The organism is Gluconobacter morbifer G707, from assembly GCF_000234355.1.
GTDB lineage: Bacteria > Pseudomonadota > Alphaproteobacteria > Acetobacterales > Acetobacteraceae > Gluconobacter > Gluconobacter morbifer.
Genome location: NZ_AGQV01000010.1, coordinates 259,833 through 277,237 on the forward strand (window position 1 = coordinate 259,833; position 17,405 = coordinate 277,237).

Annotated in this window: 14 protein-coding genes; 3 read left to right on the forward strand and 11 right to left on the reverse strand. The window is 57.9% G+C overall.

The features are described from left to right. Window positions 1-22 precede the first annotated feature (22 nt). From GMO_RS11415 to GMO_RS11455, 9 genes are all read right to left on the reverse strand, one after another. Entirely contained in the window at window positions 23-1,054 is a 1,032-nt protein-coding gene (locus tag GMO_RS11415; protein ID WP_008852568.1) for an ABC transporter permease, read from the reverse strand. Next, window positions 1,044-2,549, reverse strand: coding sequence for a sugar ABC transporter ATP-binding protein (locus GMO_RS11420; RefSeq protein ID WP_008852569.1), 1,506 nt, complete (start codon window positions 2,547-2,549; stop codon window positions 1,044-1,046). The genes GMO_RS11415 and GMO_RS11420 overlap by 11 nt, the downstream gene beginning before the upstream one ends. A gap of 36 nt (window positions 2,550-2,585) precedes the next feature. Further along, window positions 2,586-3,506, reverse strand: coding sequence for a substrate-binding domain-containing protein (locus GMO_RS11425; RefSeq protein WP_040509405.1), 921 nt, complete (start codon window positions 3,504-3,506; stop codon window positions 2,586-2,588). 54 nt (window positions 3,507-3,560) lie between these two features. Then, window positions 3,561-4,043: a D-erythrulose-4-phosphate isomerase gene (derI, locus tag GMO_RS11430; RefSeq protein WP_040509512.1), complete on the reverse strand. Its 483-nt coding sequence runs from the start codon at window positions 4,041-4,043 to the stop codon at window positions 3,561-3,563. Between the two features lie 26 nt (window positions 4,044-4,069). Beyond that, on the reverse strand, window positions 4,070-4,882 hold the full coding sequence (locus GMO_RS11435; protein ID WP_008852572.1) for a DeoR/GlpR family DNA-binding transcription regulator: 813 nt from the start codon (window positions 4,880-4,882) through the stop codon (window positions 4,070-4,072). After that, entirely contained in the window at window positions 4,882-5,670 is a 789-nt protein-coding gene (locus tag GMO_RS11440; protein ID WP_040509407.1) for a triose-phosphate isomerase, read from the reverse strand. The genes GMO_RS11435 and GMO_RS11440 overlap by 1 nt, the downstream gene beginning before the upstream one ends. Window positions 5,671-5,911: 241 nt before the next feature. Further along, a complete protein-coding gene (locus GMO_RS11445; RefSeq protein ID WP_008852574.1) occupies window positions 5,912-6,895 on the reverse strand; it encodes a hypothetical protein in 984 nt (327 codons plus the stop codon). 3 nt (window positions 6,896-6,898) lie between these two features. Beyond that, window positions 6,899-8,620, reverse strand: coding sequence for a glycerol-3-phosphate dehydrogenase/oxidase (locus GMO_RS11450; RefSeq protein WP_008852575.1), 1,722 nt, complete (start codon window positions 8,618-8,620; stop codon window positions 6,899-6,901). Continuing rightward, on the reverse strand, window positions 8,617-10,209 hold the full coding sequence (locus GMO_RS11455; protein ID WP_040509514.1) for an FGGY-family carbohydrate kinase: 1,593 nt from the start codon (window positions 10,207-10,209) through the stop codon (window positions 8,617-8,619). Before GMO_RS11455 ends, GMO_RS11450 begins: the two co-directional genes overlap by 4 nt. Window positions 10,210-10,456: 247 nt before the next feature. Between GMO_RS11455 and ybaK the strand changes: the two genes are divergently transcribed. The 3 genes from ybaK (at window position 10,457) to GMO_RS11470 (ending at window position 13,409) form a co-directional block, all read left to right on the forward strand. Next, window positions 10,457-10,936, forward strand: a complete 480-nt coding sequence (ybaK, locus tag GMO_RS11460) for a Cys-tRNA(Pro) deacylase (RefSeq protein ID WP_008852577.1) — start codon at window positions 10,457-10,459, stop codon at window positions 10,934-10,936. Next, entirely contained in the window at window positions 10,920-12,161 is a 1,242-nt protein-coding gene (locus GMO_RS11465; RefSeq protein ID WP_008852578.1) for a DUF2075 domain-containing protein, read from the forward strand. The genes ybaK and GMO_RS11465 overlap by 17 nt, the downstream gene beginning before the upstream one ends. 123 nt (window positions 12,162-12,284) lie before the next feature. Further along, window positions 12,285-13,409: an L-dopachrome tautomerase-related protein gene (locus GMO_RS11470; RefSeq protein WP_008852579.1), complete on the forward strand. Its 1,125-nt coding sequence runs from the start codon at window positions 12,285-12,287 to the stop codon at window positions 13,407-13,409. A 585-nt stretch (window positions 13,410-13,994) separates the two neighbouring features. Here GMO_RS11470 and GMO_RS11480 read toward each other — a convergent pair. Both GMO_RS11480 and GMO_RS11485 read right to left on the reverse strand, forming a co-directional pair. Then, complete coding sequence (locus tag GMO_RS11480) at window positions 13,995-15,377, reverse strand: multicopper oxidase family protein (RefSeq protein ID WP_040509519.1); 1,383 nt, start codon at window positions 15,375-15,377, stop codon at window positions 13,995-13,997. Beyond that, entirely contained in the window at window positions 15,374-17,212 is a 1,839-nt protein-coding gene (locus GMO_RS11485; protein WP_175282614.1) for an NAD(P)-binding protein, read from the reverse strand. The genes GMO_RS11480 and GMO_RS11485 overlap by 4 nt, the downstream gene beginning before the upstream one ends. Between the last annotated feature and the right edge of the window lie 193 nt (window positions 17,213-17,405).

Below are 17,405 nucleotides of genomic sequence, written 5' to 3' on the forward strand. Positions count from 1 at the left end.
AAAGAGGCGGAAGCGTGGAAAATCAGGCTGCATCACGGTTGAGATAACGGCGGGCCAGCGCGTCGAAGGAAATGGCCAGAACCACGATCCCACCGCTGACAACCGACTGCCAGTAAGGCGAGATCCCAAAGAGAACGATGATGTCCTCGATGATCCCGATGATCACTGCGCCAAGCACCGCCCCGACCGGGCTTCCGAGGCCACCTGTCGTCGCCACGCCCCCGATGACGGCGGCGGCAATCGGAGACAGGACCCATGTATCGCCGATGGACGGCTGGGCCGTACCCAGACGCGCAACCATCAGGATGCCCGCCAGCGCAGACAGGAAACCGGCGAGAGCGAACGCGCCCATGCGGATGGCATTGACCCGGATACCCAGCATTCGTGCCGCCTGGGCATTGCTGCCAATGGCGTAGATGTATCGTCCGACCGGCGTTCGCATCATGACGAACGCCACAACGGCCAGACACACTGCCAGCACCACGAACGGCACCGGAAAACCAAACACGAGACCGCGCCCGAGGAACGAGATGTCATGCGGAACACCCGTAATCGCGACGCCCTTGGTCATCACGAGGTTGGCTCCGCCATAAACGCCCGCCATACCAATGGTCAGGACAAGAGAGTGGAGGCGAAGCTGCGTGATCAGCAGACCGTTCACCAGCCCGCATGCCGCCCCCAGCATCAGGCAGATGACCAGGGAGAGCCACGGGTTCAGCCCCATCTGAACCATCAGGATACCACCCGCAACGCCCGAAAGCCCGCCAATTGCCCCGACGGACAGATCCAGCTCCCCGAGAATCATCAGGATGGACTGGCCGATCGTCACCAGCCCCACGAAAGCAAGGGCCCGGGCAATGATGACCATGTTGAACGTTGTCAGGAAGTGCGGCGAAAGCGCGCAGGAAATCCCGAAGATCAGCAGCATCGCCACGACCACACCACCCAGCGGATTGGTGGCAAGGCGGGACATCATGGCCCGAAGGGAAGATGTCTTCGGTGGCGTGGGTGGTGCAGCCGGCGCGGGAGCCGGGAATGCGGGTTCAAGCGACATGATGGGTCTCCGGGGCGCCAATGATCGCGCCGACTAGCGTGTTGACATCAGTGGTGGCCTGATCGAACGATCCCGTAATCCGGCCGGAATACATGGTGATGATCCGGGACGCACAGCGCTGGAGTTCGGTCATTTCCGAAGAGACGAGGATGATGCCTACTCCCTCTTCAGCCAGCTGCTGCATGATCCGGTAGATCTGGAATTTGGTCCCGATATCGATGCCCTTCGTCGGTTCATCGAAAATCAGGACACGCGGCCTGCTGGCCATGGCCCGTCCGATAATCGCCTTCTGCTGGTTCCCGCCGGACAGATAGACGATCTTCTTTCCCGTTGAGGACGTCCGGACATCGAACTGGCTGACCGTCTCCGCGACGACATCTCTTTCTTTCGAAGAGGAAATGATGCCGCCACGCTTCATCCGGTCCAGTACGGACAGGCTGATGTTCTCCCGCACACTCAGCAGAGGAAAAATGCCGTGATGCTTGCGCTCTTCCGACAGATAGACCATCCCCATCGCCACTGCCCTATCTGTCCGTCCCCGCGGGATTTCCTTTCCGTACAGGGTGCAGTGGCCCGCCGTGGCGCGGTGATAGCCGAACATGGTCTGCATCACTTCCGACCGCCCTGCCCCGACCAGTCCGGCAAAGCCAAGGATCTCACCCCGCCGCAGATCGAAGGACACATCCGAGAACCCGGGTCCTGAAAGATGTTTAGCGCTCAAGATAATCTCGTCATCCTGCACGGACATGCGCGGCTGGAACTTCTCGTCCAGTTGGACTGAACTGCCCGACATCAACCGGATCAGATGCTCTTCCGTCATCCCTTCCATCGGATGCGTGCCAACGCTGCGCCCGTTCCGCAGAACGGTCACCGTGTTCCCCAGCGCGAAGATCTCTTCCATCTTGTGCGAGACGAATACGATAGCGCATCCCTCATCCCGCAACTGGCGGATGATCCTGAACAGATGCTCGGTCTCATTCGCGGTCAGGGATGATGTCGGCTCATCCAGGATCAGAACCTTGAATTCCTCACGACAGGCTGCCCGCGCGATCTGGAGAAGCTGCTGGTCCGGCACGCTGATGCGACTGACAAGCTGCCCCGGTTTCGCATGGATGCCAAACCGCCTGATGAATGTCGCGGCTGCCTTTTCCATGGCCCTGTGCGACACGGTCAGATGCGCGAACCCGGAGCGCTCGAACGGCATGAACATGTTTTCCGCAACCGTCATGGACGGAAACAGATTCAGCTCCTGCGGAACGTACGCCACCTTTTCGAACAGCTCCGGATGTTCCCGTACATCCTGCCCTTCGATCAGAAGCCGGCCTTCATCCGGGACCACAAGTCCCGTCAGGATCTTGATGAGCGTGGATTTCCCCGCGCCATTCTCGCCGGCAAGGATATGCACCTTCCCCGGCTCAAGCGTCAGATCCACATGATCCAGCGCAACAACACCGGGATAGGCCTTGCGAACGGCTTCTACCTGTAAAACTGTCATGGCCGCTGCTCCGTCGTTTCGGTCGTTACGGAAAAATCAGATGTTCTTCTTCGTCAGCATATCGATACCGGTATCGATATATTTCGGGGTCTTGTTGCCTGTCGCGCTCTGCCAGGCGGAAACAACCGACCAGTAACCCTGCATTTCCGGACGGCTTGAAGCCGAGGAATCCGCCACGCCTTCCTTGATGAGCTGGATCATGTCGTTGAGGTTATCGAGACCGACCTCACGCACCTTTCCAACCTGGCCGTTCTCCCGGATGGCCTGCCCGACACCCACCGGTCCCGACGCATCACACTCTACCCAGCCCACGAGGTTGGGATGAGCCTGCATGATGGCGGATGCCTGCTTCTGCGCCGTTTCGATGCTGTCATTGTCTACGCCCGTCGCTACAAGCTTGACGTCCGGATACCGGGCAAAGACCTTTTTCTCGCATTCTGCACGCAGCGTATGATTAGGCGCGGTTGGCACGCCCATCATGATGGCCACCTCACCCTTCTTGCCGATCAGTTCGACCAGACGCTCCGCGGCCATCGTGCCCTGCTCGCAGAAATCCGCCCCCACAGCCGTCACGTTCATACCTTCTGGCGGCAGGGAATCGAACACCGTCATCGGGATCTTCTCCTCGACGGCCTCATCCATGGTGGCGCGGTTGCCCTTCTCATCCAGCAGGTCAAGGATCAGACCATCCGGATGGGTCGCTATAGCCCGCTCGATGATGTCATTCTGCGATGAGACATCCGCCGTCTGGGGCGCGCGGTATTCAATGACCACTTTCCGCCCCGTCGTGCGGCTCAGCATGTCCGCCGCCGCCTGTGCTCCCGCATTGGCCTTGTCGAACCACGGATGCACAGTTTTCGGGATCAGGACGAACCGCAGGGGGGCTGAACTGTCTGCCGCGTGAGCCGCAAAAGGCGCAGCCGCCAGCATTACGGAAAGAGCAATAACCGCTTTCATTCTTCTATTCTTTCTCAGGTTCTGGCCGTTATTACAGCCAGACGTTCCTTTATTTCAGCAAACGGCGCCAGCTGGTATTTTCTGACGGTATTTCTGACCGAGCGCATCAATACCCGCCACATTCCGCGCGGACGGACTTCTGGGATCGAATGTGCAGTCCAGCCAGGCATCAACAATCGTCTTGGCCAGTTCCGGCCCGATAACGCGTGCGCCCATGGTGATGATATGCGCGTTATTGGACAGGGCCGCCCGCTCGGCAGAATAGGTATCGTGCGTCAGGGCAGCACGGATACCGGGAATCTTGTTGGCGGAGATGCATACCCCGATCCCCGTCCCACAGATCAGAATGCCCCGATCATATTCCCCCTTCAGAACCGCCAGGGAAACACGCTCGCTCAGCACCGGATAAAGCTCCGGTACATTGTCATCGGGATGAGACATGTCGATCACGACATGGCGTCCCGTCCGGGACAGATGCTCGGCAATGATTTTCGCCAGACCTTCGCCAGCGCTGTCGCCACCAATTGCAATACGCATGACCATTCTCCGTTTTTTCGACTGTGTCAGGTTGCCGCACGCTCTGCATGCGATACTGTGGCGATCCGGAGAGCGACCCCGGCGGACGCCAGGCGCTCCACCTGTTCAGGGCTGATGCCGTCATCCGTAATCACCACGTCAAACTCCGATAGATCGGCAAGTCTGTTCAGGACGCTGATCCCGAACTTCCGGCTGTCCACCATCAGCACACGCCAGTCAGCCTGCCTCATCATTGCCGTCTTGATCTTGATGAGGTCTTCATCCTGATGATAGGCGGCTGTGCCATGGATGGCCCCGGCAGACATGAACAGCGTGTCGATCCGCAGCGTTGCCAGGCTCCGCTCACACAGAACACCCGCAAACGCATCAAAAGCCGTGCTGTAATGTCCCCCCAGGCCAATCAGCGTCACATCCTGCAAACGCCCAGCCATCATGCCGAGGCCCAGACTGTTGGTGATGACCGTCAGCGAGCCCAGTTCTTCCAGATGATCCGCCAGAAAACGGACGGTCGTGGAATCATCAAGTGCAACTGTGTCACCCGGCCTGATCATGGATGCCGCCATACCGGCAATAGCAGCCTTCTGGCGCACGGCCTGATCCAGCCTGTACATGACGCTTCCTGCCGAAACCCCGCTGGGCCACGCCGTCACAGCATTCCCCACCTTGCGCAGAAGACCCTGCGCTACAAGCATCTGCAGATCCCGGCTGAGCGATATCCGGTTAACGACAAACCGCTCTCCCAGCGCCGCGACAGAGACCGGTCCCTGCATCGTCACATAATCCAGAATGGCCCGGCGCCGGCCGGACACACCCCGTGGAGCGGACAGAACGCCGGACATCAGGCTGCGACCTCACGCTCGACGACAATGCTGATACTGTCGATGATCGCCTTGAAGCCCGTCACCTCCCATGCCGCACGTCCGACAAACACACCGTCCACATTCGGCAGGGTCACATAGCCATAGGCATTGTCCAGCGTAACGCTGCCGCCATAGAGCAGTGGAATACAGGCAGCGATCTCTTCTCCCGCGATACCCTCCAGCGCGCGGCGCAGATGGGCATGTACGCCCGCCACGCAGTCTTTATCCGCCGCACGCCCCTTCGTCCCGATCGCCCAGACGGGTTCATATGCAATGAGAACATGCGGCAGTTCTTCCGCGGAAAGGCCATGCAGCGCTATTTTCGTCTGACGCGCGAGTGTTTCGAGGGAAACCCCGAATTCATATTCGTCAGACGTATCCCCGACACACACAAGTGGCCGCAGACCGTGCCTGACGGCGGCGCGGACTTTCCGGTTAACCGTCCAATCAGTCTCCCCGAAATGCTCCCGCCGCTCGGAATGACCGATCTCAACCAGTGCCGCACCGCATTCCCGGATCATGCTCGGAGAAATTTCCCCAGTCCAGGCGCCGCTGTCATCCCAGTGCATGTTCTGGGCTCCGACCAGAAGATCACTGTTATGAAGAATGGTGCAGACATCCTTTAGGGATGTGAAAGGCGGTATGACAAAAGGCTGGATGTCGGGTGGAGCATTATACAGTTCCAGACTGCGGGCTGCCGTGATGGCTTCCGCAGGCCCCTTGTTCATCTTCCAGCTCGTCCCGACCCAGACTGGCTTATGATCCATGACCGATCCTCCTTTCACTGGCCCCCTCAGGGCGATTTCACAAAACGCCATAATCAGTAACTGAATACTTTATCGCTAAACCATAACACTCATAACGTTATGAGTCTCGAAAATAGCGAGATATTTTCAGATCAAAGGATGGTGTTAAATCTGTCCGGATGTGTCTGCCTCCGGGCAAACTCTCTATATCCGTTGCAAAAAGGATTTTCCCGCCCCTGCCCGACATCCGTCAGGCGCGGGATCAGGCTGCCCGCTCGAGCAGAACGGTTTCCGTCACGGCATTGTCCGTCTCATAGGCTCGCCCGGCACGGATCCCTTTGTGCGCCAGACCTTCATGGTAGAACTGTGTCGCTTCATTGGGGGAAAGCGCCCCGTCCGTCACGCGCCTCATGGCATCGATCAGCAATTGCGGATCATCTGCATCAACAATTTTGCGGCCAAACAATGCCGCCCGCGCGCCGCAGTTGTGGGCCTGATGAAGCAGTTCCAGACAATCCCGCGTTGTCCCGCTTCCCCCTCCCATGATGCCGACGATCAATGTCGGATCATAGGCACAGAGCTCCGTCAGTGCTTCAGCTCCATTATAGGGCACTTTCAGGAAAACCGGTCGCTCATCCCGACGCAGCCCGGCAAGACAGCGCGCGATCATGTCATTCAGGAAAAAACCGCGGTCCGAGCTTGCAATCCTTCTTTCATTCGGATTGAAAATTTCCAGAAAATAGGAAAAACGACGCTTCTGCGCATCTTCCCGGAACCGGGCGAAAGCTTCCAGCGCCAGTACATCCTGTTCTGCGTCTCCGTTGAATGTCATGGAATACAATCCAAGATTGGTCTGCGCCGTTTTCAGCGACGCCGAACGGAACGGAACGGATTTCTGGCTCTGATACGTCCCGCCCCGACCACGCCACAGATCCGTCGTGTCATTGGCGCGGATCGCGGACTGGATGCGTGTTCCGGCAAAGGCGTCTTCCTCCACCAGCATTTCGAGGATCGAAACAGATGTCAGCATGAGATCGACGATATCCTGTTTCAGAATACCGCAGATCTCGTTCACGTATTGCCGCCGCGTCCGGAAACGGGACCGTCCGTCCACCGGATCCCGAACGTGTCCCATGGCGCTGATCCCGGCAGCCATGTCGGAATCTTTGGCGTCAGCAAGAATGAAATCATACCGGCTGTCTTCACCCGCCATCATGCGGGCGATCTTTTCTTCATAACGATTCATCGCTCAGGCCCTCAGAGCAGTGGAAACAGAAGAAATGTCCGGAAGCTCTCCGGTCAGATGATGACGGTTGCGTCCTTCAGCCCAGGCCATCTGACACTGATGCCCCGTCTCCTGCACCGACCAGCCAAGAACCTCACCTGCAATGTTCCCCACCTCCAGCACCGCCGCTGGCGTCAGTTCCCCGGCCAGTGCAATCGGAACGCGCCGGAACAGAACATCGGACAGGCTGCGCACCAATTCGTTCCGGACAACAAACGCAATCTCCCGCCTTGTGAAACCGGCCAGGCTTCTCAGAGGCGCATCGGCCTCTTCCTGACAGAAGGCCGCAACGGCGCGTGCGGTCGAACCGTACCGTTCAAGCAGGGTGATTCCCCGTGACCGGGGCAGTCCATAGGTCAGACAGAACTCATCAAGATATGCCTGAAAGTGCTGTCCGGACGGGAAGTCACGCCCGCCTCCGATCGGGACATGACGCGTGGACAGACGGCGCGGATGATGGAGAAGACCGAGGATACGGTCGGCCACCTCCTCTCCCAGACCACGGAATGTCGTCCATTTGCCCCCAACCAAAGAGAGGACGATCCTGTCTTCAATCCTGTCTTCAATCCTGTCTTCGTGGATCAGGTGATCGCGACTGATAATGCCGGGATCAGACGCCTCCGTGGCAGGCAGTGGTCGCACACCGCTGTAGCGATAAATCACATCGGCGGCGCTGAAACGGAAACCAGGGAACAGCCCCTCAAGCATCCGCAACATGTAATCCTGTTCTTCATCCGTACAGACCGCCTGATCCGGATCATCGATCCTCAGATCGGTTGACCCCACGAGCACATGCCTGAAGAACGGATACGCCAGACAGATACGGCCATCCGGTGTCCCGAAATAGACCATCCGTCCCTTGAGTTCGGCCAGAAGTCCATCATGCCGAAGAAGAAGGTGAGACCCCTTGGTTCCGCCGATATACCGGGTTTCCCGACCCAGAACATGATTGATCCGGTCAATCCACGCCCCTCCCGCATTGACAATCACCCGCCCCTGAACGGCACGGCTTTCTCCCGTCAGGGTATCACGCAGGAACAGACGCCCGTCTTTCAGGCCTTCAGGAACTGTATAAGTCAGGGCAACGCAGTCCCTCCCGCCCTCTAGACCGTCCCGGACACATTCATATCCCAGACGCTCCGGCTGCGTGATCGCCGCATCGTAATACTGCGCCGTCGCGATGACATCCGGCGCCATGTGAGGCCATTGCCGCCGACTCTGCTCGCGCATGAACATCCGGTGCCGCGGCATGACACGCGAGCGTCGTCCGAGGAAATCATAGATCTGAAGCCCGGCTTCCAGAACCAGAGCGCCTCGATCCGTCATCTTCCCGCCCAGACGTAGGAAACGGCGCATCGAGGGAACAATTCCACCAAACCAGGAGTGGATGGGAAGGACTGTCGGCAGCGGACGCACCATATGCGGCGCATTGCGGAGCAGGAGATTGCGCTCCAGCGTTGACTGCGCGACCAGTCGAAACTCGCCCGTCTCCAGATATTTGATCCCGCCATGAATGAGACGTGACGGTGCACAGGATGCACCAGAACAGATGTCATTCCTGTCCAAAAGCAGCACCTTCAGATCCTGAAAGGCCAGTTCACGGAACAGCCCGGCACCATTGATCCCGGCACCGACAATGATGACATCGAAATCTGCGTTTTCAGGAATATCTGCGAGAGTTTTCATGGCCGTGCCTCCCGAATATGTCCGCCCGCCATGGCGTAATTCATGAGCGGAGTATCCGGCAGAGCGGGTTTGGTGCTTTCTGGCCTTTCCGTATTGTAGAGCCCTGCCCAGAACGGCTGCATGGCAGAGGTCAGGGCTTCGTACCGCTGGAAAATCCGCTCATAGACCGATGCCCGCGTCTGTCGGGGACGATAAACCGTCAGGGGAATATGCTGGGCGGCGACAGCAGCCTCGAGATCGGCATGAAGGCCAACGGCGACACTGGCCGTCAGGGCTGCTCCCAGCGCGCCCGCTTCACGGACTTCGGGAATTTCCACGGGCATCCCCAGAATATCTGCGAACATCTGCGCGACTGCCGGCCGGCCGCTTCCACCGCCTGAAACACCCAGACGCCGGATAGGGCCGGTCTTCCTCAGGGCTTCGACATGTTCGCGATGGTTGAAAACCGTTCCTTCCACCATCGCCTGGAAGAGATCTGCCCGGTCATGCCAGGACTGGACCCCGAACAGCGATGCGCTTGCCGGCATTTCATACGGGGAACCAAACAGGAAGGGATGATAGAGCGGAATGGTGCGCTCTTCGCGCGGAGCTGCAAGCCGGCTTTCCATTTCCTGCGACAGCGCCTGCGCTGCTTCGCTCTCGGCGGGCAGCAGCAGCCTGGCCAGCCATTCGAGATTGCTGGCCGATGCCGGAGAAATGGCCATACAATTCCACAGACCGCGCCGGTATCCCGCCCGGCAAGCCCATCCCTCTCCGGTCACCGGTTGGTCGCGAAAGACCTCATTGATGGAAAACGTACCTGCCGTAATCGACAGTTCTCCGGGCTGCGTGTGACCCAGCCCGACCGCCGCAGCCGTGACATCATGCAGTCCGACCGAAACGGGCGTTCCCGCCAGAAGACCCGTCGCCGCGGCAGCCTCCGCCGTGACAGCACCGCCCCGGTCACAGGACAGTCGCATGAGCGGAAGAGCAGACCGGATGGCCTTTAGCCCGAGCAGATCCAGAATTCCGTCACTGTAATCCTGTGTGTACAGATCTGTGAACGACGTACTCGCTTCCGTCAGGTCGGTAGCAATTTCCCCCGTCAGACAGAAACGGATCCAGTCTTTCGCAAAGATAACCGAGCCGATAGCGGCGTACCGTTCGGGTTGGTGATCCCGTATCCATGCCAGAAGAGTACTGGCGGAATAGACATACGGTCTCTGACCCACCAGCTGGAGCATCCGGTCGGAAATCCCGTTCTGTTTCCAGCCATCATGCACGTCGATCGCCCGACTATCGAGCGACATGATGCCCCGGCCGAGCGGCCTTGTTGATCGGTCAAGAAGAAAAAGTCCGTCACCGTGCGCCGTAATCCCCACCCCCGCAATGGCATTTCCTTCAAGACCCGCATCCTCAAGGGAATCCCGCATGGCTTCCACGACGGCTTGCCAGGCTTCGGTCATATCCCGCTCTACGTGATGGGGCTGATCCATATGCTGTGGCACACGTCGTCTGCCCACACCGACAATCCGTCCGTCCACAGAAAAAATAACAGCCTTCGTGGTCGTGGAACCACAATCGATGCCGATTGTAAAATCCTGCTGCATCCCACTCTCCAGACCAAAAAACATCTCACAGGAACCTGCGACAACCCTGAGATTAATAACACCAGAAACCACATAAGTTTCACATAAATGTGTGATATGTGTGTCTTATAATGTTGCGAAATCTCCTAGGAGGCACAGAGATATACCCCTAAAGAAGCGCGTCATGCCTTGGCGCCGCATTGCAAAACATTGCCCGCTTTCCCATATTTTCTGCTGAAACGAACCTTTTTCAGAGGCAGAACAGCATATGGCCAAGGAAACCCGGGCAACCGCATTTCTAGCTTCCCATAACGTTCCCTTCAGTCTGCATGAGTATCACTACGCGCCGAATGGCGGTCTGATCGGAATGCAGGCTGCCGATGCGATCGGCGCTGAACCAGGAAGCGTTCTGAAAACCCTGGTTGTGGAAATCGACAAGAAACAGCCGGCCTGCATCGTGGCTCCAGCCCATCAGAAACTGAATCTCAAGAAGGTGGCGGCCCTGTTCGGAGGGCGTAACGCCCGCATGATGAACCCGGAAAAGGCCCATGAACTGACGGGTTACCACTCCGGAGGCACGAGCCCGTTTGGTCAGAAAAATCCGATCCCGGTGGTTATCTCCTCGGAGGCCATGACGCAGGATCATGTCTATATCAATGCAGGTGATCAGGGTTTCGTCGTCCGGATCGCTCCGGCTGATGCCGTCACCATTACAGACGCCAGGGTAGCCGATGTCGCCGCCGACTGATCCTCAGCCAGCCGGTCGGCAAGCCAGTGCGGCGTCTGGAAACGCCGCCATACACAAGCTCTCTCCTGAGCTGCCACTTTCAGAAGCCCAGAAGACACTCCGCGATGCCGTCCTGTCCTTCTGCATCCGGCACAGGGCGGATGGGAGCGCCCTGTTCATTATCGAAGGCGCCGCAGGAACGGGCAAAAGCGTCGTGCTGAATGCCATTTTCAACGCACTTCAGAGCCACGCCCGTCACAACAGGCCCGGCGATCCCCTTGGTGGGACGCGGAACATGCTTCTGGTCAATCATCCCGAGATGCTGAAGCTGTACCGCAATATCGCGGCGACCATGCCTGACCTGCGAAAAGCCGATTTTGAGCGTCCAACCACATTCATCAACCGGATGCGCAAATCCGGACAGCGAGCCGACATTGTTCTGGTCGATGAAGCTCATCTTCTGCTGACCCGACCTGACCGTTACAATCATTTCGTGCAACAGAACCATCTTGAGGAGATCCTGCATTACGCCAGAACGGTCGTTATTGTTTTCGATCCTCTTCAGGTTCTCAAATTCAAGAGCCACTGGTCCGTGGATATGCTGGACCGTTTCCGACACGGGCGCCCCAGCGAAACCTTTCATCTGACGACCCAGTTCCGCGTCGCGGCGGCTCCAGGTACGCAGACATGGATCGACGCTCTGGGTCAGGGCAAGCTCCTGCCCCGTCCACAGGATTCATCCTTTGATCTGCGCATCTATGATGACTGCACCTGCCTGTACAACGATCTGAAAACGAAGAATACGGAATACGGTCTGTGCCGCCTGCTCTCGACTTATGATTATCCCTACCGGCTGGATGGACAGGACCATTTCATCACGGAAGGACGTTTTCATCTGCGTTGGGACCGTTCAAAACCGGACGAAAAGCTGCCCTGGGCCGAACGCCCCGATACCATTGATGAAGTCGGGTCCGTCTATACCATTCAGGGCTTCGACCTGAATTACGCAGGCGTCATTCTGGGGCCATCACTCTATTATGACCGCGCTCTGGACAGGATCCGCGTCAATCCCGCGCGTTACGAGGACAGCGCAGCCTTTCAGGGACGCGACGGCATCGCCACACCGGGGAAGGCAAAGGAAAGGATCATCCTGAACGCACTGAACGTGCTGCTGACACGTGGTATTCATGGTCTTTACCTTTACGCGCACGACCCTGCCCTGCGTGAGCGGCTGCTATTCTCCTGAAAGCAGGACGTATGAAAAACCGTCCATTGTATCCGCCGGCTTTATCGCTACAGTTTCATCAGATCCATGGGCATTACTTGAAAGCCCGTTATCCTGCCGTTCTGGAAACAGGAAGATTTCATCATGAAACGTCAAAAATTACTGGCTCTTTTCCTTTGTGCGGGCACCGCCCTGCTGGGTACGACCTGTACGGCCGAGGCGCGCGAGAGCGTGGACAAAGGATCCATTCCTTCCGGGAATGTCGATGTCATCGCACGCTTTCCCACCATCCAGCCTTCCGGAATCGCCATCCTGCCAGATGGGCGTATGGTTCTGGGCTTCCCCAGAAGCGTTCATGACCATCCGGGCCCACGTCTGGCAGTCTATGCTGGCAACAAGGCCACGCCCTTTCCCAGTGAAGCTGTACAGGCTCAGTTCGTCTCTCCGCTTGGCATGACGGTCGATGCAAAAGGGAAGCTGTGGGTTCTGGATGAAGGCATGGTTGCTGGTCACGGAACCATCCCCGGCGCCCAGAAACTGTTCGAGATTGATCCAAAAAAAGACCGGATCCTCCGTGTCTACCCGATCACGGCACCTGCCCTTCTGACAGACAGCCATCTCAACGATGTCAGGATCGACCTGACGCATGGCCAGTCCGGAACCGCCTTCATCACAGATACGTCCACGGATGTTCATCCCGGCATCATCGTCGTGGACCTTGCCTCCGGGCATCAGCGCCGGATCCTGGCGGATGCCAGGGTTGTTTCCGCTGAGCCTGGCTTTGTTGGGATGATCGATGGCGTTGTCGCCCGCTATGACCCGAAACACCCGGTCATCCCTCAGGGTGGAGTGGATGGAATAGACCTGAGCGCAGATCAGAAGACACTTTACTGGCAGTCCCTGAGCAGCCGAACCCTGTATTCCGCCCCAACTGCCGTTCTGGCCAATCCAGACGCCACGGAACAGCAGATCGAGGCTGCTGTGAAAGACGAAGGGGAAACCGGTATGGGTGACGGAATGGCGACCGGTCCGGACGGCTCTCTTTATCTCACCGATGTGGAACGTCATGGTATCCTGAGACGCACGCCGGATGGCGGCATTTCAATCGTCGCTCATGATCCGCGCCTCATCGAACCGGACGGTCTCGTTTACCATGATGGCGCGCTCTACGGTACGGTTGGTCAATGGGCCCGCCTGCCTGACTTCCATAACGGCAAGGACATGGAAGAAATGCCCTATATCGTTATCAAGATCTCATTACCGAAATAATACCCGAACCGGCAGGGAACTGGAAAAACGGTTCGCAATAGTCTTTCAATGCCCGGTAAAAAAATTCTTCATCCCGGAAGCTGTCTGATGCCCCCAGCGATCAAGCGTATGCCCCGTATTTTGCCCCCAGCGCCCCAGATCCTGACCGGTCTTATGTCCCCACCTGTCAAGTTTCCGCCCAGTCTGATGCCCCCATTGCTGCGCTGTTTCCCCGCTCGATGACCCGGTTTTTTCATGGTCCGATGCTGTCTGGACATGCCCGGAGCAGGCTTTCCCCGTACAGTCTCCAGCAGCATATCCAACTGAGGGCACAATAAGGCAGACAAGCAGAAAAAGACGCGAAAAACAGTCCGCGGGAAAATGCCGCATGATCACGAAAGCTCCGTCAGTATTCCGGATATGAGGATGTAACTCTTCCATGCCCCTATTGGTTTCTTCCAGACAACCAGTGAGAAGGTCAGGAACAAAAACACAGCGCCGAAATTTCCTCTGTCAGAAAAGCAGAAAAGCTCACGATTTTCAGAAAAGAAAAACCTGCCGAACAGCATTGGCAACAGCAATTTTCTCTAGGATTTCCTTCGTGCGTTAGACGTAGCGGATCAGCTGCATGAACCCGTAATCCATATGCATCTGATGATGACAATGAAACAGGGTATCGCCCGGATTGTCGGCCACGAACAGCGCATCGATTGTATCGAAGCGCCCGATCTGGACCGTATCCTTTAGAATAGGTCCAATCCGGCGCATGCCACGACGGAGCACGGTGAAGCGATGTCGGTGCAGATGCAACGGGTGAGCACAACCGCTAAGGTTGAACCAGCGGAACAGGTAGCGTCCCCCCTCACGCACGCTCAACGGCGACAGATCGGCATAGGAGCGTCCATTGATCGTCCAGCTTTCCATGCCATCAGGCGTCAATCGTCGTTCGAACACCATCGAAAAAATGCCGTCAAGCCGCAGATCCTCGATCGGCGACGTCGCGACACCGCCGAACAGGGCATAGTCCCAGTCCATGGCCGCGGGGTGATGCCAGACTGCCGGACCGGCACTGCCTGCATATTCGATCACTCTTCCCAGACCAGCGACCTTCTGTGCAGGGTCTATCGGCCCCAACAGCCAACAGCCGGACCGATTCATATGAACGATGGCATCCACCCGTTCGGCAACACCCAGCGTGATGACCGAAACCGGCGACGGATTGGCAACGGGATTGCCATCCAGGGCCGTCACCGTAAAGACGTGCCCCGGCAGAGAGAGGGAGACCGTCTCTGTTGCACTGGCATTGAGGAAGCGGAAAAGAACCCGCTCACCCTGCCGTACGCGCACCGGTTCAGCCGCCTCCGCCAGCCTTCCATTAAAAGTCACGTAACGATAGCGCGGCATCGCGCACTCTTCAGGCGAGCGTGGAATCTCTGGCAGGCTGGCGTCCCAATGATGGACTGCCAGAAGCACCTCGCGGTCATAGCGGCCCGGGTCGTGACCGGAATCCACGATCAGGAAGCCGAACTGCCCGCTATACAAGGCGCGCGAGAAATTCATCATCGCCATGGTATGGGTATGATACCAGCACGTTCCCGCACGGTTGGGCACAAAGCGGTAGTCCAGCGTGCCGCCTGGGGGGATCGTGGTCGCCCCTTCTTCTGAGGCCCCGTCAGGAATGGAACCAATGTCCAGTCCATGCCAGTGTACCAATTCCGGTGCGTCGCTGTTATTCGTCACACGCAACCAGGCCGGATGCCCCTCACGCAAGCGCAGCACGGGACCAGGCACCTGCCCGTTATAAGCCAGCACGCGTCGGGTGATGCCGGGCGCAAGCTCGACGGTCGTCGGTGCGATCTGCAACGTGATGGGCTGAACCGGCCCTGATGACTGCGCCGATGCCGTATGGGCAATGCGTGGTGGGACCAGCAGCCCTGCCGCCCCGGCAAGCAGCGCATGACGCCGAGTGACGGGAGAAATATCCTTCATGACCATGATGCAACCTCGCGCGCGGCGCGGACACCATGCCGGAAAGCGCCCGTATAGTTCTGTGCACCGTCGAGTTCGGCATGAGCAATGGCAATACGGCCAAAGCCCTTCGCCACGATCTCGCGTCCCGGGGGCTGGCCATTGAGTCCATAATAGAACCCCGGCGTCTGGATCACCCGCGCATGTCCCCAGCGATTGAGAATGATACCGTCGATATCGCGCGCCGGGTCAAATCCGACTTCGGCAAACATCGCGGCCATCTGGGAGCGGATGATGCGTTCATACTCCGTGTAGCTGGTCGACAGAAGGCGCATGCGCCCGCGTGCACCTTGCTCCCATGCGCTCAGACCAGGGGTATAAAGCCCCATATAGAAGGTCAGGATTATGGGCTGGTCGGGATGCAGCGGCGGATTGTAATCGGGCGTGACGATCGACTGACGGATATTGGCGCTAAAACCAAACATCGTGCCGTCATCCATCCATCGTGCAGCCGTGGCATTCAGCCGGTAAAGGAAACGCCAGTTCTTCAACGCCACATTCGCCACCAGCGCAGGCGCATAGGTGAACCCGTCATAGGCGGTACGCATGGCAGCAGGCAAATCACGCACCACATGTTTGGTGATCCATCCGCCCGTCGCCATAATGACGGCGCGTGCGCGGACATAGCGGATACAACCCGCGCTGGCATATGCGACGTCCACGATGCCCGAGACTGGATCGTCGCTCCGGTGACGGACCGACACCACCGTGGCGTTCTGGCGGATGCGCACCGGCCCCTCTCCGTCCAGCCGGGTCGGGTCGATACGTCCTCGCTGCATGGCCGAGAACGAGAGGCCACCGGGAAACAGGCCCGGGATTAACTGTGCAGCCAGATAACGCCCCAACAACGCATTACCGCCGGGGAAGGAATAGGTCATACGATCCGAATGCGTGACCAGGTGCATACCGCAGCGTGCGGATATTGCATCGGCACTGACGCCGCCCAGCAAGCCCACCACCGGCTGATGAAAGGCGGTTACCTCGGGGCAATATCCACATATTGTTTCGAGATAGGTGCGGTAATCGATCCTATCCAGCATGTGGGGATCGTCAGCATGCCTGGCGCCTTCACCGCGTCGCCAGCGTAACAGGCTTTCCTTCGCCTCTGGTGAAAAAGGCGTACGCACGAGATCATCCTGCCAGATATTCGTGGCCCAGGAAGGCTGGGCCGCGCCATCCCTGGTTTCAAAACGATAGGCAACATCGACCTGTTTTTCGTTAAACCCATCCATGTTGGAATAATTATCGAGCGAGAACCGCAGCTTCTTCAGCGATGAATCCCATGATTGCAGGTTGTATTCGTAGGGAATGCCACATTCGCGAAACAGCGCACCAATCGGTGTGTCGGCATCCGGTTTCGGGGCCAGAAAATCATTCGACCCTTGAGGACCGAGTAGATGGGTGTCCCCGACTATGAATTCATTCTGGCGGGCTTCGCCACCAAAAATCGGATGGTTGTCCAGAATCAGGCAGCGCCGGCGGCCGCCAGTCAGGGCCTGATATTCTTTCGCCGCCATCAGTCCGGTCAAACCGCCGCCGACGATCACCAGATCGTAGGTTTCAACATTCTCGTCAGGAGAAGGAGCAGGTGGCAAAGCGTCATGCAAGCCGTCGCGCACGCGATGCGCCGCAGTCAGCACTGGCAGCGTGTTGCCGTTGGCATGCGCATAATCCCCGACGCCACTATAACCGGAAAAATCGTCGATGCCGCCCGGATCGTGCCCCGAAACCGGACAGGCCGCAACCGAACGCATACGACCATTGAGGAAATCTCGTCGCGTGGTCCCTTTTCCCATTCCCAAACGGCGATCTTCACTGTTTCCATTAACCATTTCGTTTCCTCGAAGGACCGTTCTGTCTGCTTTCGAGAAAGAAAAGCAGACAGATGGAAATTTTAATCAGGATCATCTTTTAAAGCGTTAGATCAATACGATTACGATAATATCTGCGGTGAAGGAAATACCGGAACCATTCCGGTCGTATGGACCA

Bases quoted from the DNA above. Each gene is read 5' to 3' on its own strand.
- GMO_RS11415 (WP_008852568.1), bottom strand. From the start codon at position 1,054: ATGTCGCTTGAACCCGCATTCCCGGCTCCCGCGCCGGCTGCACCACCC.
- GMO_RS11420 (WP_008852569.1), bottom strand. From the start codon at position 2,549: ATGACAGTTTTACAGGTAGAAGCCGTTCGCAAGGCCTATCCCGGTGTT.
- GMO_RS11425 (WP_040509405.1), bottom strand. From the start codon at position 3,506: ATGAAAGCGGTTATTGCTCTTTCCGTAATGCTGGCGGCTGCGCCTTTT.
- derI (WP_040509512.1), bottom strand. From the start codon at position 4,043: ATGCGTATTGCAATTGGTGGCGACAGCGCTGGCGAAGGTCTGGCGAAA.
- GMO_RS11435 (WP_008852572.1), bottom strand. From the start codon at position 4,882: ATGTCCGGCGTTCTGTCCGCTCCACGGGGTGTGTCCGGCCGGCGCCGG.
- GMO_RS11440 (WP_040509407.1), bottom strand. From the start codon at position 5,670: ATGGATCATAAGCCAGTCTGGGTCGGGACGAGCTGGAAGATGAACAAG.
- GMO_RS11445 (WP_008852574.1), bottom strand. From the start codon at position 6,895: ATGAATCGTTATGAAGAAAAGATCGCCCGCATGATGGCGGGTGAAGAC.
- GMO_RS11450 (WP_008852575.1), bottom strand. From the start codon at position 8,620: ATGAAAACTCTCGCAGATATTCCTGAAAACGCAGATTTCGATGTCATC.
- GMO_RS11455 (WP_040509514.1), bottom strand. From the start codon at position 10,209: ATGCAGCAGGATTTTACAATCGGCATCGATTGTGGTTCCACGACCACG.
- ybaK (WP_008852577.1), top strand. From the start codon at position 10,457: ATGGCCAAGGAAACCCGGGCAACCGCATTTCTAGCTTCCCATAACGTT.
- GMO_RS11465 (WP_008852578.1), top strand. From the start codon at position 10,920: ATGTCGCCGCCGACTGATCCTCAGCCAGCCGGTCGGCAAGCCAGTGCG.
- GMO_RS11470 (WP_008852579.1), top strand. From the start codon at position 12,285: ATGAAACGTCAAAAATTACTGGCTCTTTTCCTTTGTGCGGGCACCGCC.
- GMO_RS11480 (WP_040509519.1), bottom strand. From the start codon at position 15,377: ATGAAGGATATTTCTCCCGTCACTCGGCGTCATGCGCTGCTTGCCGGG.
- GMO_RS11485 (WP_175282614.1), bottom strand. From the start codon at position 17,212: ATGGGAAAAGGGACCACGCGACGAGATTTCCTCAATGGTCGTATGCGT.